Origin of the sequence: Pseudomonas syringae pv. tomato str. DC3000 (genome assembly GCF_000007805.1) — a bacterium.
Classification (GTDB): domain Bacteria; phylum Pseudomonadota; class Gammaproteobacteria; order Pseudomonadales; family Pseudomonadaceae; genus Aquipseudomonas; species Aquipseudomonas avellanae.
In genome coordinates this window covers 1,332,384-1,353,347 of sequence record NC_004578.1, presented here as the reverse complement: position 1 = coordinate 1,353,347, position 20,964 = coordinate 1,332,384, and the positions used below count along the sequence as shown (strand labels likewise).

Below are 20,964 nucleotides of genomic sequence, written 5' to 3'. Positions count from 1 at the left end.
GACTGACTCATGACTTCCAACAACACTGCACACCGTTCGGCCACCAAACGCCTGTTCAAAACCTGCGCACTGGCTGCAGGCCTGGGCCTGATGTCGCTGCCAGCGTTCGCCGGTGACTCCGCCCTGTACGGCCCGACTGCACCGAAAGGCTCGACCTTCGTGCGCGTTTACAACGCCAGCAGCGCAGAAATCAGCGCCAGCGTTGGCAACACCAACCTCAACGAAGTCGCACCACTGGGCAGCACTGCGTTCAGCTTCATGCCGCAAGGCGACTACACCGCCAAGCTGGGCAGCCAGAGCGTGCCGGTGAAACTGGCCAGCGATCACTATTACACCCTGGTCAACAACGCCAGCGGCAAACCGCAACTGGTTGAAGAGCCACCCTTCAAGAACAAGCAAAAATCCCTGGTTCGCGTTCAGAACCTCAGCGACAAGTCACTGACCCTGAAAACTGCAGACGGCAAGACCGAAGTGGTCAACACCGTAGCGGCCAAAGGCACCGGCGAGCGTGAAATCAACCCGGTAAAAGTCAGCCTGGCGCTGTACGACGGCGACAAGAAAGTCACCGATGTGAAACCTGTGGCGCTGGAGCGTGGCGAAGCCGCCGTGCTCTACATAACCGGCAGCGGCAGCAGCCTCTCGCCAGTGTGGGTCAAGCCACCGGTCGCAACCCGCTAAACGGATTATGCCGGTCGGTTCGCGGCAGTTGCCGTGAACCGATCGACGCGGAACAAGAAAAAGACAGAAACGACAGAAACGACAGAAACGACAGACATCTCGTACAGCCCAAATTGAATGCTATTGGAGAAACAAAATGATTCCAGTGATCTTGTCAGGCGGTAGCGGTTCGCGACTCTGGCCGCTTTCGCGTAAACAATTCCCTAAACAGTTCCTGGCACTGACCGGCGAGCACACCCTGTTTCAGCAAACGCTGCAACGTCTGGTGTTCGAGGGCATGCAGGAGCCTATCGTGGTCTGCAACAAGGACCACCGTTTCATCGTCAACGAGCAACTGGCTGCGCTAAACCTGGAAACCCAGGCCATCCTGATGGAGCCGTTCGGCCGCAACACCGCGCCGGCCGTCGCGCTGACCGCTATGAAACTGGTCAATGAAGGCAATGACGGCCTGATGCTGGTGCTGCCTGCCGACCACGTCATCGAAGACCAGAAAGCTCTGCAACGCGCACTGGCGCTGGCAACCGTCACTGCCGAACGTGGCGAAATGGTGCTGTTCGGCGTGCCGGCCAACAAGCCTGAAACCGGCTATGGCTACATCAAATCGACCGCCGATGCCCTGCTGCCGGAAGGCGTCAGCCGCGTGTCGCAGTTCGTCGAAAAGCCTGACGAAAAACGCGCCAAAGAGTTCGTCGAAGCCGGTGGTTACTACTGGAACAGCGGCATGTTCCTGTTCCGCGCCAGCCGCTTCCTGGAAGAACTGAAAAAGCACGACCCGGACATCTATGACACCTGCCTGCTGACCCTTGAGCGCAGCGTGCAGGACGGCGACGCGCTTGAAATCGACGCCTCTACCTTCGCCTGCTGCCCGGACAACTCCATCGACTACGCGGTCATGGAAAAAACCCAGCGCGCCTGCGTTGTGCCGCTGTCGGCTGGCTGGAGCGATGTCGGCTGCTGGTCGTCGCTGTGGGAAGTCAACGCCAAGGACGCCCACGGCAACGTCACCAAGGGCGACGTGGTCATTCAGGACAGCCGCAACTGCATGATCCACGGCAATGGCAAACTGGTGTCGGTGATCGGTCTGGACAACATCGTGGTCGTCGAAACCAAAGACGCGATGATGATTGCCCACAAGGACAAGGTTCAGGGCGTCAAGCAGATGGTCGCCACTCTGAATGAACAGGGCCGCACCGAGACTCAGAACCACCTTGAAGTGTACCGTCCGTGGGGCTCTTACGACTCGGTGGACATGGGCGGCCGCTTCCAGGTCAAGCGCATCTCGGTCAAGCCGGGCGCGTGCCTGTCGCTGCAAATGCACCACCACCGCGCCGAACACTGGATCGTGGTATCCGGCACAGCGCAGGTGACCTGCGACGAGAACGTGTTCCTGCTCACCGAAAACCAGTCCACCTACATCCCGATCGCCTCGGTCCATCGCCTGCGCAACCCAGGCAAGATCCCGTTGGAAATCATCGAAGTGCAATCGGGCAGCTACCTGGGCGAGGACGATATCGAGCGTTTCGAAGATATCTACGGTCGCTCGAATGCGCTGGAAGCAGGTGTTAAGACGCAGACGATTGCTCGCTGACAGACGCTTTTAGCTGCAAGTGAGACAGCCCCCGGTAATTCTTTGCGTAGTGTCATGCGCACATTATTGCCGGGGGCTTTTGCTGTGAGAGTTGCTTATATTCGTTCATGTGCTTTTACGCTGATGGTTTGAGGCATGGCGGCCAGCCCCTCTCGCCTCAAAGCGATCAATTGACAGTTTATGCAATGCCAGGCTTCTCTTTGGGCTGATCTGAGCGACGGCGAAGCCTCCCCAAAAGTCAGCCACCTGAGACAACCATGTTTCAAATTTTTTGAACCCATGACGCCACGGCTTATAGCTCGCTCTTAAGTCCACATTCTTCTGAACGGCGTCTTTGACACTACCGATTAAAAGACCTCCTGCAAAATCGGGGGAAAACGTGGCCTTAAGGTTAAAGCCCAAGTAGTAGAAATCGTCATTCGTATCAAGCTCCAAATGAGACACTTCATGAATGAGAGTCTGCACACTGGACACCACATTTAATGTTCTCGAATAGTCAGTAAAAAACAAACGCCTATGGGGATCGCTCTTTACAACAAATGCTGCCATATTCGGAGTTTCCGGATGCCCTTCAACAGAGACTAGCTGGTCGCGCAAATCTCCCCCGTCCTGATAACGAGCAACAGACTTGATGAGCTTTTCATAGCCGTTTATAACTTTTTTTACGAGCCGACTGGATGAGTCCTTTTGATCGTTTTTTTTCATACCGAGAAAGGCATAAAGATCATCAGTATCACCCGCCTTCAGCTTCTCTACTTCACGCGTCATAACGGCCACGCTTTCCTCTAGCGCGAGATCCAATGTGTACACCAGTTTATGCTCGTCGGCCCGCCGCATATCTGAGACCCCTCGGTATTTGATCGTGTGCGTCTTATCATAATGTCGATCAATACGATCATTCATTCCTCGATAAACCAGTCCACCATCGTCACTACCTCCGCAAGGATCATTACGGACAAACAGATACACGTTCAACCCATCCACCGCCCCCGCCGGGTCCGGATTGATCCAACGCTGTAACCACGGTGCGTAATACCGCAACCCGTAGTAATAAAGCCCCGTCGCATCCCGCTCCTTGCCCGAGTAACGCACGGTCTTGTAATTCGCTTCGATGGCATTGCGCCCCGCCCACCATGACGTGCCGCCGAACGGGTAATAACTTTCCTGGCTGATACGCTGCGCCTGTCCATCCAGTTCCAGCGTGCCGGATCCCAGGTGGTCGTTCAATGTGTAGCGAGTCTGATCATTTTCAAGCGCGTCGGGCTTGCCAGACGCCCAATGCAGCACGCGCACGTTATTGCGCCCGGCCTGGGCCACAACAACGTGCAGGGTTTCGCCAGTGGCCGTATCGGTACGGATTTCAAGACCGGGCAGGTAACGTACATCGGCCGTATGGGTAATGGTTTTGGCCTGCGTGGTGCGCACCTTGCGCAGGCGCTGGCCGCTGGCGTCGTAGCTGTAGCGTTCGCTGTCGTCCATGCCATTTTCACGAATAACGGGGCGCACGTGCTGCAACTGGTTGCGTCGATCCCAGCTCAGGTGTTGCCCGGCTTGCAGTGCGAGCAGATTACCGCTCGCGTCAAAGGCAGCAGCAATTTCTGCTTCGTCAGGTGTGTGGCCATTGATCACCGGCAGACTGCGGTTGCTGCAACGTGCGGTGACCAGCGCGCGCGAATGGGACTGCGTGCCTGTATGGGTAAGCTGTTGCAGGTTACCGCCGGCATCGTAGCGATACGTCTGCGTGTAATCAGCCAGCGTCGAAGGATCGGCAGGACTCTGGAAACCAGGCAGCACCGGGCCATGATTAACGACTGCCCATTCCCTGCCCGAGGCTTCGATCAGTTGATAAAGCGTGTCGTATTGATAGGTCGAAATCGAGTCGATGCGCTGGCCTTTGGAGATGGCTGGCAGAGCACGATCATCGACACGGATCACATTACCGACCGGGTCATAGTCGTAGCGCAAATCCTGCAACAACTGCCCATTACTACGCGTGGCATTCAACGCCAGCAAACGGCCGTCTTCAGTGTCATACCGCGCAGTGCTCATTACTCCGTTGCCCGCCGTTTCCGACACCACCCGCTCCTGTGCATCGTATTGAATGGCACTGACCAGAACCTGTTCGGCTTGACCATTCATTTGCAAACGACTGCTTTTCAACAGCCCAGCGACGGTGTAATCCAGAAACTGAACATTGCCCTGCGCATCAGTCTGCCGGAGAGTTTCGTTCACGGAGTTGTAGCGCCAGCGAGTAGTCGCCCCTTCGCCAGGCTCCAGCAAGGCATCGCGCCCGGTGAGTGACTCGGGCCAGTCAGGCTCGTCGAGGTTTTGCAGGAAGCGCCGCGTTTGACTGATCACACTTCCGGAAAGACCGAACTCATCGTCAAGCCGCGTACCTGCCGGATCGTCATGACGAATCAACTGACCACACTGGTTGTGATCAGTCGAATCAGGACCGCCATAGAGAAGACGCTCAACGCAGTGCTCATCTTCAAAAACCTCGGTGGGCCTGAGCAACGCGTCGTACCCGAAGCGTCGCACAACGCACCGAGCGTCCCAGACCACCAGCGCCTGCCCGGCCTCCCCCGCTAACGACACTCGCCAGCCAGCATCGACGCTGTCACTGGCCAGCACCTGACCGCTGAGCGAATGAATGACGCTGAGATTGGCGGGCGCCCGATCAGCCCACAGGCGCGGATCCCAGCTCATCGACGGACGACCCGCGACATCAAAGGCCGTATGACTTTGCCTGGCCTGCGGTTCTTCAGCAGGCTTCAGACGGCAGAAAACGACTGAATCGGTCAACAGCCGACGCGGGTCTACCACCTGTAGATGCGGGGTGTAACGGTGCAGTACAGCGCTCGTAGTATTCATGGTTCAGTCGTCCTTGATCCGCCTTGCCAGGTAGTGCACTAAATACTTTTTCAGCTCAAAACCCTCCCGATTTATTAGTGCATCGTCTCAAACCCCGGGCAAGATCCCGATGGAAATCACCTAAATGCAATCGGGCAGCTACCTGGGCGAGGACGATATCAAGCGTTTCGAAGATATCTACGGTCGCTCGAATGCGCTGGAAGCGGGTGTGAAGACGCAGACGATTGCTCGCTGATAGGGTTTTAGCTGCAAGCTGGACAGCCCTCATCAACCCTTTGCGTACTTTTATCCGCGGGGGAGTTGTTGAGGGCTTTTTCGTCTTTGTTGCGGTTAACTGGCATCAAAAAAAACGTTTATATAGCGCACGTTCGGCTGGCTTTTTGGAGGCCGATCGTTTAACGAACATCACCGCAGCGGCAAATGAATCAGCATTATTGTAGGCCAACTCAGGGGGTGTAACTCTCGTATCGGCGCGATAGTGTTTGCCTAGGGAAGGTCTGAAGTAGGCATCGATTTTTGACGCTCTCATGGCCTGAGGTTCAAAAAAAGCTCGCCCGATCAGATAATTAGACGTTTTCCGCTCTTAACTCATCGATTTTCCTTCAAACAGCACCTTTCCAAGGCGTTTTTCCGCATTACAGGCGCACCTCTCCCATCGCCAGCAGCCGTTTTCGCACCATCCAAAGGTTCGACAAGGCAAACAGAGTAGCCTGTTGCGCGGTGTTTTTAGCCAGCCCGCGAAACCGGACTTTCGTATAACCAAACTGGCGCTTGATCACGCGAAACGGATGTTCAACCTTCGCCCGTAACTGGGCTTTCGTGAACTCGATTTTGCGATAGACCCGTGCGATCAAACTTTTCTCGCCATGCTTTTTATAACGGCTTGGGCGGGCCGCAATTGACCAGATCATCTGACGATCCTGATGCTCCGCACGCTTGTCCACGCCGGTGTAGCCCGCATCACCGCTGACATAGGTTTCCTCACCATGTAGCAATTGATCAACCTGAGTCACGTCCGCCACATTCGCCGCAGTACCCACCAGGCTATGGACTAAACCCGACTCGGCATCGACGCCGATATGCGCTTTCATGCCGAAGAAATACTGGTTTCCTTTCTTCGTCTGATGCATTTCGGGATCGCGTTTGCCGTCCTTGTTCTTGGTCGAGCTCGGCGCATGAATGATCGTCGCATCGACCACCGTACCTTGGCGCAGCATCAAACCTCGATCACCCAGATAGCCATTGATGACCTGCAAAATCCCGCCTGCCAACTCATGCTTTTCCAACAGACGCCGGAAGTTGAGAATCGTGGTTTCATCGGCGATTCGATCCAGACTCAACCCTGCGAACTGGCGCAGGATCGTTGTCTCGTAAAGTGCTTCCTCCATCGCCGGATCGCTGTAACCAAACCAGTTCTGCATCAGGTGAATACGCAGCATCGCCATCAGCGGATAAGCCGGACGGCCACCTTCGCCCTTTGGATAATGTGGTTCGATAAGGGCAATCAAGCCTTTCCAGGGCACAACCTGATCCATCTCGATGAGAAAGCGCTCGCGGCGGGTATGCTTACGTTTACCCGCGTACTCGGCATCGGCGAAGGTCATCTGTTTCATCAGGGAAGCTCGGTGAAAGGTGTTGGGGTATTTTGCCAAATCAGGAAACCTTTTTCAGAGTTTCCCTAGCGTCGCGGCACCTGTATCAACTTTCCCCTCAGCCAACTCAAACAATGGCGTAGGGTCCTGACCCTCCTTGGCCTTGCCGTATACGTAATCCATAGTATCCAATGCAGCGTGAGAAAATTCGTGAATCAATACCTGAGCACTATAACTTTTTCCGGCAGCTCGTCTGGCTTCCCCCCAGACTCTTCTATGAACCATTAAAAATTTTTCCCCGCGCTCATCACGATAGTCCTTCCGGACCTCTGCCATCTCGCGTTTCAATTCGCCAGGAGAGGCACTGTTGAGAGCAGCGCGCGTAGTTGCACTTAGATAACGAGCAAAACCTGAGTAGCGCTTCATATCAAGGGAGGCCGTAACGGTCTTTCCGGGCTCGTCTGACTCAGTAATTTCAACGTTACGGATAGCGGTTTCTCGAGCGACTCGCAAAACCTTATCAATGTCATTTTTCCAACGATATTTGAGCTCGGCATCGTGACGCCTGAAAAACCGGTTCATTACTTCTGGCACATTTTTATCGGACTCGACATCAAGCAAAGCTCGTGTTTTTTCCAGCGCCCTTATCGCTTTTAAACGAGCATCATCTACCTCCTTCTCAAATCCAAATAACGGAGCTAGTCCCTCGACATCAGTCATGGATACCGGATTATTTCTGACCATACGGTAAAGACTCAACCCGTCCACCGCCCCCGCCGGATCCGGATTGATCCAGCGCTGTAACCACGGCGAGTAATACCGCAACCCGTAATAATAAAGCCCTGTCGCATCCCGCTCCTTGCCCGAGTAACGCACGGTTTTGTAATTCGCTTCGATCGCATTGCGACCTGCCCACCATGATGTTCCGCCAAACGGGTAGTAACTTTCCTGGCTGATCAGTTGCCCCTGCAAGTCCAGCTCAAGGGTTCCAGACCCCAGATGGTCGTTCAAGGTGTAGCGGATCTGGTCATTTTCAAGCGTATCGTAAGCGATCCACCAACCACACCTACCATCAGATGCGGCTTCCGTTTATCTTGGCATTTCCGGTGAGCAGTTCCACGGCAGCAACGCCTCATAGTCGGCCACCGACTGCGCAAGTGGCAACCTCTCCAGTACGTGGCGCAGCCACGTATAGGGCTCCTGGCCGTTGACCTTGGCGGTCTCGACCAAGCTATAGATCTGTGCACTGGCGGTGGCGCCTTTAGGCGTGTCGCTGAACAGCCAGGCTTTGCGCCCAATAACAAACGGCTTTATTGCGCGCTCTGCCGGGTTGTTGTCGATCGGTAAAAAGCCGGCTTCCACGTAACGCTTCAGCCGACTCCAGTTATTCGCCAGATAACCAACTGCCTTGCCCAGCACGCTTTGCGGCGTCACGTGGGACTGAGTTTTATCCAGCCAGCTTTTCAACTGAGCCAAGATTGGCAGGCTTTTCTCCTGCCGACCGGTAAAGCGCTGTTCGTCGCTGCCGTCTTTCAATTCGCGCTCGATACCGTACAGCTTATTGATCATCGTCAGCGCGATATCGGCACGCCCGGTCTTGCCCTTAGGTTGCACTTTTTGTGCTTCGACAAATTTGCGCCGCGCATGGGCCATACACGCCAAGCGCTCCACGCCCGGTTGTAACGCCAGCGCGTTATAGCCCGCGTAATCATCAGTCATCACATAGCCGCGATAACTTTCCAGCAGCCGTAACGGTACGTCCTGCGCGCGGCTGGAAGTGTAGTCGAACAATACGACTTTATGATCTGGAGGCCCGCTGGCCTGTACCCACATCCAGGATTGGCTGGTCGGGTCTCGATCTGGTTCTTTCAGTACCTGAACGCGGGTTTCGTCACAGTGGATGACCGGGCTTTCCAGCAATCGATCACGCATCAGATTTAACAGCGGCTGCAAATGTTCGCCGCACTGGATAATCCAGCGGGCCAACGTTTGACGCGGGATTTCTATGCCATGTCGGCTTAGCACCGTTTCAAAACGATGCAGCGGCAAGCCGTCGACATACTTGGTGGTCAGCAGCATGGCCAACACGCTGGGGCTGGCCATGCTCTTTTCAATCAACTGCGCAGGCTTGCCGGCTGTGACCGGTGCCGACTCACAGCCACGACAGCCGTAGACTTTGCGGATGTGTTTGATCACCCGAATCTGCATCGGCACGATATCCAGTTGCTCGCTGGTTTCCTCGCTGACGACATGCTTGCGGCAACCGCAGGCACAGGTCAGTTCGTGTTCGGGCAGCTCGTGGATGACTTCAATGCGCGGCAGATCAGCCGACAGTGGCTTGCGCTTGCCACGGCGTGGCGCAGGAGCAACTACTTCCTCATCAGCATCGCCGACCGGGAGCATAGGCTCGCTTTCAGGTTCATTGAACAAGGCAAGTTGAGGGGTATTAGGCTCGACGGTTTGTTCGGACTTTCGACCAAAAATACGGTCACGCAGCAGCTTGATCTGCTCTTTGAGATCAACGATGTGAGTGGCGTAGGCGTCTTTAACTTCCTGTTCGCGCGAGCGTGCTTCGTAGCTCTCAAGCAGCATCTGTTTGAGCAATACGGGATCGTCAGGAAGGTTGTCGGGCAATGGTCGCATGCCCTGGATTATACCCGTCAGGCAACAAACCTTGGAGTCAAAATCTTATGAGGACGGTTGCGCCACAGATCAAATCCATCCAGCAGCCAATTCAATTCCTGAACCGTCAGCACAATGGCTTCGTCGACATCATCTGGCGAGATTTTGAAACGCTCGGACTCGAGACGCTTGAGCCAAAGGCAGAAGCCGTTACGCTCCCAATACAAAATCTTCACTCGATTCCGGGATTTGTTGAGAAAGACAAAGAGCACCGGATCAAAGACCGCCACTTTAATATCCAACTCGACCAAAGCAGCTAAGCCATCGATGGATTTTCTGAAATCCACGGGTTTGGGATAGAGGTAGACTTTCTCGACTTTGGCGTCGGGTCGCATCATGGTGCTGGCTCCTGAAAGAAAACGGGAGCACAGCATCAGGCGTCAGCCAGTGGCTTGAAATGTGGGGTTCGTGGATCGGATACAGCGTATCGGGTTTGCCGGTCTGCCAGTGCAGCACGCGCACGTTATTGCGCCCGCCCTGAGCCACTACAACGTGCAGGGTTTCACCAGTGGCGCTATCGGTGCGCACTTCCAGCCCTGGCAAGTAGCGCACGTCGGCGATGTGGGTAACGGCTTTGGCCTGCGTGGTGCGTACCTTGCGCAGGCGCTGGCCGCTGGCGTCGTATATATAGCGTTCGCTGTCGTCCGCAGCGTTATCGCGAACCACTGGCCGCACCTGCTGCAACTGGTTGCGTCGGTCCCAGCTCAGATCTTGCCCGGCTTGCAGGGCGAGCAAATTTCCATTGGCGTCGAAGGCAGCAGCGATTTCTGCTTCATCGGGTATATGGTCATTGATCACCGGCAGACTGCGATTGCTGTAACGCGCAGTCACCAGCGTTCGCGAATGGGACTGCGCGCCTGTGTGGGTAAGCTGTTGCAGGTTGCCACCCGCGTCGTAGCGATAAGTCTGCGTGTAGTTAGCCAATCGCGTTGGATCCGCAGGACTTTGAAAACCAGGAAACACCGGACCGTAATTGACGACTGCCGATTCCCTGCCTGTGGCTTCGATTAATTGGTAAAGCGTGTCGTAGTGATAGGTTGAAACAGAGTCGATGCGCTGATTGCCCTTAAAGACAGTTGGCTGAGCGCGGTCCTCGACACGGATTACATTACCGACCGGGTCATAGCCGTAACGCAAATCCTGCAACACCTGCCCATTACTACGCGTGGCATTCAATTCCTTCAGGCGACCGTCTTCAGTGTCATACCACGCCGTGCTGATCACACTATTGCCAGCCGTTTCCGACACCACCCGCCCCTGCGCGTCATACTGAATGGCACTGACCAGAACCTGTTCGGCCTGACCGTTGAGCTGTAAACGACTGTCTTTCAATTGCCCTGCAACGGTGTAACCCAGAAACCGAACATTGCCCTGCCCATCGGTCTGCTGAGTGCTCTCGTTCAACGGGCTGTATTGCCAGCACGTGGTTGCGCCGTCGCCGGGCTCCAGCAAGGCATCACGCCCGGTCAGCGACTCGGGCCAGTCAGGCTCATTGGCAGAGTGCAGAAAGCGCCGCGTTTGCCTGATCACACTTCCGGAAAGACCGAACGCTTCATCAAGCAGCGTGCCTGCCGGATCATCATGACGAATCAGCTGACCGCACTGGTTATACGCGGTCGAATCAGGGCCGCCATAAAGCAGACGCTCGACGCAGTGTACATCTTCAAAAACCTCCGTCGACCTGAGCAACGCGTCGTACCCAGTACGTCGCGCAACGCCCCGAGCATCCCAGGCCACCAGCACCTGCCCGGCCTCACCCGCCAACGACACTCGCCAGCCAGCATCGACGCTGTCACTGGCCAGCACCTGACCGCTGAGCGAATGAATGACGCTGAGATTAGCGGGCGCCCGATCAGCCAACAGGCGCGGGTCCCAACGGCTGACCAGTCGACCGGCAACGTCGAATGACGCCTGGCTGATGCGCATTTCCGGCTCGTGGTCGATGCTCGAACGACACAGCAGAATCGACGCCACAGACAACCCGCGCGGGTCCACTGACTGTAGCGCAGGCGTGTGCTGATGCAGAATGAATGAGCTTTCGACCATGACAGGGACCTGTAGCTAGCCCAGAGAACCCGGAATATTCCTTGCTGCCCACAATCTAGATGAATGAACCGATGGCGCCTACTGGCACTTATGACAGGTGTCGCCCCCGCCAGGTCCTCTACCGGCCTGGTATCTGCCCATTGGTCAACCCGTCTGCAATGTCTGTAGGATGTGCAGCACTGCCCCCGGCTGGAGACCCGCCGCATGTTGATCGGCATTTTGTTAATCCTGACCTGGCTGATCCTGTTGCTGCGCTATCCGGCCAAGGCCTTGCCAGTGTCGCTCGCAGCGGCGGCGGGGCTGGGCATCGTGGCGGCCATCGTGATCTGGCAGGAAAGTCAGGAAACGCGCCAGCTGGAACGTCTGGACATCCAGCTTGGTTACGACCCGCAAGGCTGCCCGGCAGACCGGCCGCTGCGCGTTTCGATAACCAACGACAATCAGGCTGCCCTGCTGGAGCTGCACTGGCGGATCGCGGCCTACGCGCCGGGCGACACCGTGAATCTGGTGGACAACACCTACACTTCTGCACGCTATCGCGGCCCCGGCCAGCTTCAGTCAAAGGCAGCGTGGCAGGATTGTGTGCCGTTGCCTGCGTTACGTAATGGCTACCGCCCGCAAACCCTGGCATTTCGCGCAGAACATCTACAAGGCAGTTTCTCGGACTGACGACAAGGATCCCCACATGCCCATTGCTTTGATTACAGGCTGTTCAAGCGGAATCGGCCGTGCTCTGGCCGACGCGTTCAAGGCCACTGGCTATGAAGTCTGGGCCACTGCACGCAAGGCCGACGATGTCGCGGCACTGAGTGCAGCGGGTTTCATCGCCGTGCAACTGGACGTCAACGACAAACTGGCGTTGGAGCAACTGGCCGCCGGTCTGGAACACAGCGGCCTGGATGTCCTGATCAACAACGCAGGTTACGGCGCGATGGGCCCGCTGCTGGACGGTGGCGTGGATGCGTTGCAGCGGCAGTTCGAAACCAATGTGTTTTCCGTCGTCGGGGTGACTCGGGCGCTGTTTCCGGCACTGCGGCGTAACAAGGGGCTGGTGGTGAACATCGGCAGCGTATCCGGTGTGCTGGTCACGCCGTTCGCGGGGGCTTATTGCGCATCCAAGGCGGCGGTGCATGCGCTCAGTGATGCGCTGCGTCTCGAGCTGGCGCCGTTCGGCGTACAGGTGATGGAGGTTCAGCCCGGCGCGATTGCGTCGAGCTTCGCGAAGAATGCCAGCCACGAAGCCGAGCAACTGATCAGCGAACAATCGCCCTGGTGGCCGATTCGCGAAAGCATTCGTGCACGCGCCAGGGCTTCTCTGGACAACCCTACACCCGCCACGGAATTCGCTCGCGACCTGCTCAAGGCCGTGCAACACACCCATCCGCCACGCCTGCTGCGACTGGGCAACGGCTCAAGCCTGCTGCCACTGATGGCGTGGTTGCTGCCCAAAGGGCTGCTGGATATGGGCCTGAGAAAACGCTTTGGACTGAACGCTGATCTGTAGCCGAGTCTTTTAACTATAGTGCCCATGTTCCGCGTTGGCATGCCGTTCTGGACGCTCTGCGTCCTCAAGCATCAGCCGCCTACCGGCCTGACAATCACCGTGCAGGTCATACCCGCCGCCAGCAGCACATCCTGCGGTACCTGATCCAGATGAATACGCACCGGCACGCGCTGGGCCAGATGCACCCAGTTGAAGGTCGGGTTCACGTCGGCGATCAGTTCTCGGCTTTTGAAAAGCCGGATCGAAAAGACACAGCCACAGGTCACCGCTCAGAACGCCATGGGCAAACCATCAGTTACCTCGCAGTAACTGGAGCAAGCTGGAGCGATACGTGAAGGAAGGCTACTTACCGCTCGCCTAACTGAGCGCACCACCCATCTTGAATCTGGTGGGGGTTATGGAGCGCTTACGATCAATCAAGCTGCAAGGTGCTCCTGACGGAGACGTACTGCTTTCAGCAATCGACTGGCTTGCCTCAGACCCACCCAGCGGCATTAAAGATTAGCTAGTGTACTGTTTGTGAAATAGGTTACCTATGACCTTCAATCTAAGCTATCGATAAAACTTGACTTTTCCGTTAGTCAGTAACTGGTTTTTTCGAAAACAGTACACTAGTTACCTTGCGCGTGCGAAGTTTGCGCAAGGCCACGTAACGTCTAAAATGAAACTGCGATAGCTTTCCGAAAAGTGTACCGAAACTGTAGCCCCCCATTTTGGATCAACAGCGTCTCGATATTTACTATATCGCTGCAGACATATTGTGGAACCCCCCCATCTACAAAAATGCGATCCCCTGTTACACCTATTGAATTATCGGAGATCAAAAAAATTGCTACATTTAAAATCTCATTGACAGAAGGAGTAACCGTTGGTTGTAATTTTTTCGCGTACGTGTCGCTAAGTCCGCTGTAAGCCGTATGCCCAATAGCGGATGAAGAGGGGAAAGGGGGAGCACTTAAAACGTTAACTCTTATATTTTCCTTGCTTAAATCAAAGGCCAGGTAACTGACACTCTAATGGCTCGCGCGGCAGTTGTGAGTGTGTTAGCAAGGGGTACGGTGCGCGCAAAATCGCATAGTCCTGATTCCCATTCACGAACACAAATCCATGCTTTGCGATTTCAACCGTCAGCCCCACCGGTACCGCGACTAAAAAACAGCGGGTTTCTTGGACAGCTTCAATCAAAAGACCAACTGGGGTCGCTGGCTTCATCAATATAGGAAACAGCCCCGCCTGTAACGCGCCGAATAGCAAGCTAGCAGGCTCAACGCCTAATCTCATCAGGATTACTATTGGAGAATTAACATCTGAGATAGCGGCTCGAAGCTTTTTGGCCCAGACCAGAGAGCGATCTATGAATAAACTTACATTCACCACACTTGGCCAGTTAGGTGCCCGAGGATCCTGCAACTTCATACTACGATGTTCAGCCACTTGTCTGCTGAGCAAGTCTATACAGTTCGACGCTCCTAAAAAACTCATAACTCTAATCCTTGAAGACTCCAGCTATTACCCCAGGAATAACAATAGCCGGGGCAATAGCACCCTCTTGGTGTCATCTCAACACCAACTGAGATAAGCTTAGACTTACAGTGATTCCAGTACTGGCTGCTATAGGCAGTTGTTCAAGATTTACAACCCCGCATGCCTAGCAACGAGCAAAGATAAACCGGCCCCACCAAGAAGCGAACCGCAAACTCGATTAAATATTTTTTTTGCCTTAACTCCCGCAAGCCACCGCTGAAGATGCAGCCCCAAATATGCATAAATTGCAATAGCGATCCATTCGAGAGCTAAGAATGTAGCTCCAAGAGTAATAAATTGCGTGAATACATCCTCGTCAGGTACGACAAATTGAGGCAGGAACGCAGTAAATATCAATATCGCTTTAGGGTTTCCAATTGCCACAAGAAATTCTCGACGCATTAGCGTTGATATTTTCCCTTCTAACTCACCACCCTTTTGATCCATCGCACTCCCATCGCTGACCCATAACTTGTACGCCAAGTAGATAAGGTAGGCAGCACCTAGCAATTTTACGGTAATAAAAATCGTTTTGGATGCAAAGATCACGGCCGCTAGCCCGGCGGAAGCTAGAGCTATCATTATGGCGAATGCGACAAGCCTCCCAAGCCCCGCAAAGCAAGAAGCCGCGAAACCATGATGCGCTGCATTATTTATTGAGAGGAGATTGTTTGGACCCGGAGCTAGATTCAAAGCAAAGCACGCAGGCAAGAAGAATATAAGTGTCGACAAATCCATTCGCGAACCCACTTAGGTAATGTATTGCAATTTAAGGCTGATGTTTTTTTACAATTTCATTTGGCTGGTGTCAACCCAAAAAACTCTAATTTTTACGGTTGCCTGACACTACCTCCTATGTTATCCACATCGGAGAGCCGGTCATATTGCACTTCCCCCCTCTACTGGCCTCAATGCCTCATGAGATCGGGTATTTACCCTTCAATCCTGCCAATGAGTTAATCTCAATGCGCCATCACTCGTAGGTCATCCTATAACTCGCCCATATCTAATTTTCCGTAATCGATTTTTAGTGCGCCAAGGGCATCAGGTAATCGGTTTAAACACTAGCAATCGGCACTGCCAAAGCGATAGCAACTGGCTATCGAAGTTACTGGAGCGACACTCGGCGTCATTCGGCACTAGACCAACATGAGCAGATCGCGTTTTCAACTTCGCAGGCGCTGCCACTCCATACATGCCATACCTCCTTAGCACACTGGATACGGTTGCGTGGCGCTACGGCGTTTCTGAATCAGTCTATCCGGGGACGCTTATACCCGGACGGCGCGAGATCGGCGGTCTCACTTCCGGTGATATGTGGGGGAGCGTCTATCCGCATAGTGGCTTCATTCACCAGGCAGACGACTACAAGGCCGCATCTGTGATGGCTCAACGTGCAGGAGATGTAATCACGCGCCGCGGGCAGGTCCATGTCTACCAGCCACGGCTTGCGCTGCCACAGCCAGGCTACTTGCCCGCTAGAGATCTGATCGAGAGCGATGCCAGAACTGGCAAATGGCAAAAGCTCTCACCCAGCCTCAGTCAGAGCTGTGCGGTGTTTCCCAACTCGCGCCCCCGTGCTCAAGCAACGGACGGCGCTTACGCCTGGGCGCTGTGGCGGCTCTACTCCTGCTGTAAGCGGGAGGGGTAAACCTTTCTTGGCAGTACGGACGCGCTGGCACGCCATTCTGGACGCTCTGCGTCCTCCGCGTTGATCAGCCGTCTACCGGTCTGACGATCACCGTGCAGGTCATCCCCGCCGCCAGCAACACATCCTGCGGTACCTGATCCAGATGAATACGCACCGGCACGCGCTGGGCCAGACGCACCCAGTTGAAGGTCGGGTTCACGTCGGCGATCAATTCGCGGCTTTGCGGGTTGTCACGGTCGTAGATGCCGCGTGCGATGCTTTCGACATGCCCCTTGAGCACCTCGCCGCTCATCAGTTGCAGGTCCGCAGGATCACCCACTTTCAGGTGCGGCAACTTGGTTTCCTCGAAGAAGCCGTAGACCCAGAACGAGTTCATGTCGACCACGGCCATCTTCGCCTCACCGATGCGCGCATAGTCGCCGCGATGAACATTGAGGTTGGTGACGTAACCGTCCACCGCCGCCAGTACCCGCGTGCGTGCCAGGTTAAGCTCGGCTGCCTCCAGTTGCGCCTGGGCCAACTGGTAATCGGCAAGGGCCGAGGTGGCTACGTTACTCGCGTCGTCACGATTTTCCGCCGAGATGACCAGTTCATCCATGTCGGCACGCCGCCTGGCATTCAGTTTGCGCATCTCCCAGGTCGCCTTGCGTGAAGCCAGCAATGCCTGTGCCTGCTTCACGGCGATCCGGTAATGCTCCGGGTCGATCTGCATCAGCAGATCGCCACGTTTTACCCACTGGTTGTCATGCACCGGGACGTCGACCACGCTGCCGGACACATCGGCGGCCACGTTGATGATATCGGCGCGTACACGGCCATCGCGGGTCCATGGGCTATCCATGTAGTCGACCCACAGCGTGCGACCGATCCAGAGCGCGATTGCCAGCACCAGCAACGTGGCAAACAGACTGAAGAACTTTTTCATCCAGAGATTTTTCCCGACTCAGGCGTCAACGATAAAGGGGCAGCGCCAACGCGCCGAAGATGCAGATAAACAGGCTCAGACGCAGCAAGGCCGGGTGCCAGAAATGCCGATACAGGTCAAAACCGGCCAGCAGTCGATCCAGTGCCCATGCAAGAACAACGGCCAGCAGAAAGATCAGCGTGAGGGTCGGCATGTACAGACCGTGAAACGCTATTTCACGCGGCATGAACCACTCCCGAGGCGTTCTGCTCGACGGCATAGGCGGCCAGCGGCGATTGCCAGTAGCGACGAGCGGATAAAGTGCAGGTAGCTTTTTACTCGGCGCAGCACCGACGTATCGAAATGCGAAGCGAAGGGTTCATCGGCCTCCTGCACCCGCTTGATGGCCTGATCGACTGCCGCCAGGCAGCGCTGCAGATTGACCGCATCAGGCTGGATGAACAGCCGCACCAAGGCGCGCCCCATGACTCGCAACGCGATGCGCCAGGGCTGGTATCCGGCGTAGGCAGGGTGAATCGGCAGAAGCGCCTGTTCATGGCGCAGCTCGATAATGGCGTGGCCGATTTCCAGCACCACGAACATCCAGCGCAACAACTCGCGCTGAATCAGCGGTTTGCCAATCGCCAGGCCGTACGCCTGGTGCATCAGGTCGCGGGCCTGGCTTTCGAAGCTTGAGCCCAGACGCTTGAGTGGTGCGCTGATCGCAAACACCACCTGATTGCGCAAGGCCTGTTCCAGGCGTTGCCACATCCAGCGGCTGTTGGGCGGCAGGATGATTGCCCCGGCAGCGGCGCAGATCAGCATGCCCACGACCATCGCGATGTAATCGTTGATGAAGGTGTAAGGGTTGTAAACCGTGAGGTTGTCCGGCACCGAGCCCAGGCTGAAAAAGATCAGCAGCCCCAAGCCGTAACCCGTCCAATGCGGACGTGACCCCAGGTACGCGCCGAGCACAAACACCGGGGCCAACAGCAGGCACAGCAACGGAAAACCGTCGATGTGCGGGAACAGAAAAAACGTTTCGATAAAACCCGACAGCGCACCGAGCAATGTACCGCCGGCCATCTGCAGCGACATGCGCCTGGGATTGTGGGTGGTCGACGACAGCGCAACGGTGGCCGCCGAGGCCAGGACCATGCTCGCGCCGCTGGGCCACGCCGTCAGCACCCAATACACACTCATCAGGCCGACCACGCAGGTCGCCCGGGCGCCGGCTGCCAGCGCGGTCATCCAGTGGGTACGCGGTACGAACGAGCCCTTCCACTGTTCACGCTCATGCGTGTGGTCGGCCAGCGATGCATGGGTTCGTGCGTAGTCGAGCAACTCACTGAGCAGGCGGTACAGCAGCTCGAACGAGGTGTGAAAGTCCAATCGTTCGGCGTCGCTGGGCAGGGTGCGCTCAAGCTCGGTGCGCAGGCCTCTGACGCGCTCGGGAAAGTACGCCCTGCATGACTCCAGACGCGTGACCAGCAGCGCCGCGTCATCGTTGGTCAAGGCGCGGTCGGCGAATCCGTCGAGCAGTTGCGCAAGGTTTTCAAGGCCGGGATCGATATGCTTCAACACCTGATCGGCCTGCTCGAGGCGCAGACGCGCGAGCAATTGGTGCAGCGCATTGAAGCGCGTGGTGACCGCCATAAATTCGCTGTTCAAGCGGTTGAGTCGACCGTTACGGCGACGCATGTGCGGGTCTTCGAACACCGTGACGCTGCGTAGCCCTTCAAGGCCGATAGCCTCGGCCACAAAACGTACGTTGCCGGTTTCAAATTCAGTGCGTGAAATGTCGCCGCGCAGGCCGTTGACCACGAAGCGCGCGAACCCGCCAAAGCGCAGATACAGCGCGTTGCGCATCGCAGCGCTGGAACTCTGCGGCAGCACCGCTGCACTGATGGCCGTGGAACACAGGATGCCCAGGCTAATTTCCACTACCCGCCACACCGCCGACATGAACGAACCTTCCGGATGCGCCAGCGCAGGCAGCCCGACCATGGCTGCGGTATACCCGGCCAGCACAAAGCCATACGCGCGAAAGTTGCGATAGCGCGCCGCGCCGGCCGAACACAGGCCGACCCAGAGCGCGAGACTGCCGAGAAACGGCAGCGGACTCTGCGCAAACAGGGCCATCAACAGCACCATCATCGCCGACCCGGCCAGCGTCCCCAGCAGGCGATAAAAACTCTTGGCGAACACCTGCCCGCTCTGTGGCTGCATGACGATGAATACGGTGATCATAGCCGTGTGCGGCTGCGGCAGTTCCAGACGCAGCGCCAGCCAGTAGGTGAGGAATGCGGCGAGCAGCACCTTGAAGATGTAAACCCAGGTCACCCCGTCACTGCGCGCCCAGCTATACAATTCGCGACGCCACGGCAGGTCGGTGATGCGCTGTAGCGAGGCGATCATTGCCCGCCCTCAGACTCGGCGACGGTGTGTGCGCAATGACCATTGCCTTTGCGATTCCCGTCAGCGTAACCGCCCAGCGCCACCATCAGCCCGGCGTAGGCTTCCAGTCGCGCGGCCTCGACCTGTTGCTGAACCTGCTGCTGGCGAAACAACTGCGTGCGCGCATTGAGCACGTTCAGGTAATCGGTCAGGCCGCGCTGCCAGGCGATCAAAGCAATGTCGTAGGTCTTTTGCGCCGACGCCACCGACTCGGCGGCGAGTGCCTGCTGCTTGTCCATAGAGGTGCGCCGAATCAACTGGTCGGAAACACTTTTCAGCGCCATCACCAGCGTCTGGTTGTAATGCGCCACGGCCTGATCATAAGCAGCGGACACCCGCCCCAGCTCCGCCCGCAAGCGTCCAGCGTCGAAAATCGGCAGGCTGATGGCCGGCCCGACCTTGTAACCCAGCTTGCTGCCGTTCAGAAACTCGAGTAAGCCACCGCCCGTGGCCATGTAGCTCAGGCTGCCGACCAGATTGACGTTGGGATAAAAGTCCGCATGCGCAACGTCGATACCGCGTGCCTGCGCCGCCACCTGCCAGCGCGCAGCCACCACGTCAGGTCGCTGACCAAGCAGTTCGGCGGGCAATGCCGAGGGCAATGTCAGCGCGGTGTGCAACGACAGCGCAGGCCGCTGCAACGCTGCGCCCTGCCCCGGTCCCTTGCCTGCCAGCGCGGCCAGTTGGTTGCGACTCAACGCGATGGCCTCTTGCAGCGCGTTGATCTGCCGATGTGCCTCAGGCAGCGGGGTTTCGGCCTGACTGACGTCGAAGTGCGTACCGATCCCGCCCTTGAGGCGACGCAGCGCCAGGTCGAGTATCTGTTGCTGCTGGGCCAGTGCCGCCTCGGCGATATCCAGTCGGGCGTAGTCGAGGGACAGCCGGATGTAGGCGCGGACCACGTTTTCCTGCAATTCGAGCTGCGCCTGACGCTGCTCGGCAGCACTCATGTGCGCCAGATCAACGGCCTGCTCGCTGGCGTTGCGTTCACGTCCCCACAGGTCCAGTGCGTAGCTCAAGCCCAGCGACGCATTGTTGTCCCAGGTGTGAGTATCGGCCAGCGCGCCGGGGCCATAAAACTGATCCTCGGGCCAGTCGTGACGCATCAGGCTGGCGTTGCCTTGCACTTGCACAGACTCGGCGGACTCGGCCACCTGCGCCATCGCCTTTGCCTGGCGCACACGAGCAGCGGCAAGTGCCAGACTCGGGCTGCCCAGCGTCGCCATGTCGACCCATCGATCCAGTTGCGCGTCGCCGTAGGCACGCCACCATTGCGCTGCGGGCCAATGGGCGTCGAGGGAAGCGCTCTGAATCGCCTGATCGGTGGCCAAGCTGTCAGCGTGCAGAACAATGCCCTGCGGTGTGATTCCATGTGTTCCGATACAGCCGCTGAGGACCAGCGTAAAAGCCAGAAGACCTACGGGCCAGAGCCCTCTGATAATGCGACGCGGCACAGCTGCGAGT

15 protein-coding genes and 6 pseudogenes are annotated in these 20,964 nt (G+C 56.7%); 7 read left to right on the top strand and 14 right to left on the bottom strand.

The genetic code is table 11. From position 1 onward, the window contains the following. Positions 1 to 9: 9 nt before the first annotated feature. Positions 10 to 678, top strand: a complete 669-nt coding sequence (locus tag PSPTO_RS06515; protein WP_003376052.1) for an alginate O-acetyltransferase AlgF — start codon at positions 10 to 12, stop codon at positions 676 to 678. 136 nt (positions 679 to 814) lie between these two features. After that, a complete protein-coding gene (locus PSPTO_RS06510) occupies positions 815 to 2,266 on the top strand; it encodes a mannose-1-phosphate guanylyltransferase/mannose-6-phosphate isomerase (RefSeq protein ID WP_007244046.1) in 1,452 nt (483 codons plus the stop codon). Between the two features lie 105 nt (positions 2,267 to 2,371). On the opposite strand, the gene PSPTO_RS06505 is transcribed toward PSPTO_RS06510, so the two are convergent. Next, a complete protein-coding gene (locus PSPTO_RS06505; protein WP_011103479.1) occupies positions 2,372 to 5,140 on the bottom strand; it encodes an RHS repeat domain-containing protein in 2,769 nt (922 codons plus the stop codon). A gap of 124 nt (positions 5,141 to 5,264) precedes the next feature. Here PSPTO_RS06505 and PSPTO_RS06500 point away from each other — a divergent pair, with 124 nt between their 5' ends. Then, the gene (locus PSPTO_RS06500; RefSeq protein ID WP_011103478.1) at positions 5,265 to 5,375 is read left to right on the top strand and encodes a hypothetical protein; all 111 of its coding nucleotides are present in this window, start codon (positions 5,265 to 5,267) and stop codon (positions 5,373 to 5,375) included. Between the two features lie 400 nt (positions 5,376 to 5,775). Here the strand turns inward: PSPTO_RS06500 and PSPTO_RS06495 are convergent, their stop codons facing one another. From PSPTO_RS06495 to PSPTO_RS06475, 5 genes and pseudogenes are all read right to left on the bottom strand, one after another. After that, entirely contained in the window at positions 5,776 to 6,753 is a 978-nt protein-coding gene (locus PSPTO_RS06495; RefSeq protein ID WP_007247571.1) for an IS5-like element ISPssy family transposase, read from the bottom strand. Between the two features lie 648 nt (positions 6,754 to 7,401). After that, a pseudogene (locus PSPTO_RS30190) lies at positions 7,402 to 7,776 on the bottom strand (RHS repeat-associated core domain-containing protein); the annotation flags it as partial. 45 nt (positions 7,777 to 7,821) lie between these two features. After that, a complete protein-coding gene (locus PSPTO_RS06485; RefSeq protein ID WP_003409202.1) occupies positions 7,822 to 9,375 on the bottom strand; it encodes an IS66-like element ISPsy5 family transposase in 1,554 nt (517 codons plus the stop codon). A gap of 17 nt (positions 9,376 to 9,392) precedes the next feature. After that, a complete protein-coding gene (gene tnpB / locus PSPTO_RS06480) occupies positions 9,393 to 9,752 on the bottom strand; it encodes an IS66 family insertion sequence element accessory protein TnpB (protein ID WP_003409203.1) in 360 nt (119 codons plus the stop codon). 88 nt (positions 9,753 to 9,840) lie between these two features. Next, positions 9,841 to 11,460: pseudogene (locus tag PSPTO_RS06475) on the bottom strand (RHS repeat domain-containing protein); the annotation flags it as partial. Positions 11,461 to 11,664: 204 nt separating this feature from the next. On the opposite strand from PSPTO_RS06475, the gene PSPTO_RS06470 reads away from it, so the two are divergent. Further along, a complete protein-coding gene (locus PSPTO_RS06470) occupies positions 11,665 to 12,129 on the top strand; it encodes a hypothetical protein (RefSeq protein WP_005764169.1) in 465 nt (154 codons plus the stop codon). A gap of 16 nt (positions 12,130 to 12,145) precedes the next feature. After that, complete coding sequence (locus PSPTO_RS06465; protein ID WP_011103477.1) at positions 12,146 to 12,964, top strand: SDR family oxidoreductase; 819 nt, start codon at positions 12,146 to 12,148, stop codon at positions 12,962 to 12,964. Between the two features lie 71 nt (positions 12,965 to 13,035). Here PSPTO_RS06465 and PSPTO_RS06460 read toward each other — a convergent pair. Next, positions 13,036 to 13,194 (bottom strand): annotated as a pseudogene (locus PSPTO_RS06460) (hypothetical protein); the annotation flags it as partial. Between the two features lie 179 nt (positions 13,195 to 13,373). Between PSPTO_RS06460 and PSPTO_RS30185 the strand changes: the two are divergent. Further along, positions 13,374 to 13,469: pseudogene (locus tag PSPTO_RS30185) on the top strand (protein-disulfide isomerase); the annotation flags it as partial. 151 nt (positions 13,470 to 13,620) lie between these two features. Here the strand turns inward: PSPTO_RS30185 and PSPTO_RS06455 are convergent. From PSPTO_RS06455 to PSPTO_RS06445, 3 genes are all read right to left on the bottom strand, one after another. Next, positions 13,621 to 13,938: an SDR family oxidoreductase gene (locus PSPTO_RS06455; protein WP_230692401.1), complete on the bottom strand. Its 318-nt coding sequence runs from the start codon at positions 13,936 to 13,938 to the stop codon at positions 13,621 to 13,623. A 16-nt stretch (positions 13,939 to 13,954) separates the two neighbouring features. Then, entirely contained in the window at positions 13,955 to 14,446 is a 492-nt protein-coding gene (locus PSPTO_RS06450; RefSeq protein ID WP_046463401.1) for a hypothetical protein, read from the bottom strand. A 150-nt stretch (positions 14,447 to 14,596) separates the two neighbouring features. Then, positions 14,597 to 15,226, bottom strand: a complete 630-nt coding sequence (locus PSPTO_RS06445; RefSeq protein ID WP_011103475.1) for a LysE family translocator — start codon at positions 15,224 to 15,226, stop codon at positions 14,597 to 14,599. A 439-nt stretch (positions 15,227 to 15,665) separates the two neighbouring features. Here PSPTO_RS06445 and PSPTO_RS06440 point away from each other — a divergent pair. Then, a pseudogene (locus tag PSPTO_RS06440) lies at positions 15,666 to 16,139 on the top strand (TIGR03756 family integrating conjugative element protein); the annotation flags it as partial. 64 nt (positions 16,140 to 16,203) lie between these two features. On the opposite strand, the gene PSPTO_RS06435 reads toward PSPTO_RS06440, so the two are convergent. The 4 genes and pseudogenes from PSPTO_RS06435 to PSPTO_RS06420 form a co-directional block, all read right to left on the bottom strand. Beyond that, on the bottom strand, positions 16,204 to 17,064 hold the full coding sequence (locus PSPTO_RS06435; RefSeq protein ID WP_011103474.1) for an efflux RND transporter periplasmic adaptor subunit: 861 nt from the start codon (positions 17,062 to 17,064) through the stop codon (positions 16,204 to 16,206). A 25-nt stretch (positions 17,065 to 17,089) separates the two neighbouring features. Further along, the gene (locus tag PSPTO_RS06430; RefSeq protein ID WP_003365425.1) at positions 17,090 to 17,290 is read right to left on the bottom strand and encodes a DUF1656 domain-containing protein; all 201 of its coding nucleotides are present in this window, start codon (positions 17,288 to 17,290) and stop codon (positions 17,090 to 17,092) included. After that, positions 17,280 to 19,461, bottom strand: a pseudogene (locus PSPTO_RS06425) (FUSC family protein). Before PSPTO_RS06425 ends, PSPTO_RS06430 begins: the two are co-directional and overlap by 11 nt. Next, positions 19,458 to 20,954, bottom strand: a complete 1,497-nt coding sequence (locus PSPTO_RS06420) for an efflux transporter outer membrane subunit (protein ID WP_005764177.1) — start codon at positions 20,952 to 20,954, stop codon at positions 19,458 to 19,460. The pseudogene PSPTO_RS06425 and the gene PSPTO_RS06420 overlap by 4 nt, the downstream one beginning before the upstream one ends. Positions 20,955 to 20,964: the final 10 nt, after the last annotated feature.